Raw genomic sequence first — 749 nt, 5'->3', positions numbered from 1 at the left:
CAGCAAGACGCTAAGGACAATGAGATCGCATATATCGTTGTAGATACGAATAAGGATTCAGCTGCAACGGCCGCAACCTGGAAAGCAAAGGGCATCGTTAAACAGGTTCAACTGACAAGCGATCAGTGGGCAGACGAAAACCCGCAGCTGACAAGTGTGCGTTGGAGCGATAACAGTGAGCGGTTTATTCTTGCCTGGTACAAAACAAGCGAGACAGCTTTTGGCTCGCAGGTCAATGATATCCCGCTTGCGGCGATTGATAAGGATGGGGAGCTTGATCCAACCTTTGTAGATAGTTTATCGGATCTTAAAGTATCGATGAATGAGGAGATTGATCCGAGGTTCGTCTTTGCGAAAATGTCCGATGCAGTCAATGAAGTGGATAACCTGTCCATGGTATGGAAAAATTCCGAAGTAGAAACCGATGAAACAACCGGGGAGTCGATTCAACGTGATTCCTTGCGAGCAGTCAAATTCGGTGCAACGGGATCGCAGTTCTATCTCAGCTCCGTGCAGGATATTGGTACAGCGGAAGATTTTACCCAGCTTGATAGCTTGTCGGTTTACGTGAGCGCGGCAGACGGTCGTCAAGTAAAGGGGATTCTGTTAGGAACAACGTATACAACGGATGCGTTTGAAGCAGGGAGCATATCGACAGAAGATGGCGAGGATATTCCGGTATATGTCTCACAAACGATCAGTAATCTGTATACATCAACAGGCTATTATAAAAATGCGTTTAATGGCGG

1 protein-coding gene is annotated in these 749 nt (G+C 46.7%); it reads left to right on the top strand.

The window, feature by feature from the left end:
* Positions 1 to 749: hypothetical protein (locus PAT3040_RS37230; protein WP_181376736.1), on the top strand; the 749-nt coding region annotated here is incomplete at both ends.

Origin of the sequence: Paenibacillus agaridevorans, assembly GCF_003112455.1 — a bacterium.
Taxonomy (GTDB): Bacteria; Bacillota; Bacilli; order Paenibacillales; family Paenibacillaceae; genus Pristimantibacillus; species Pristimantibacillus agaridevorans.
The sequence above is the reverse complement of the archived record's forward strand: the minus strand, read 5'-3'. Positions and strand labels throughout refer to the sequence as shown.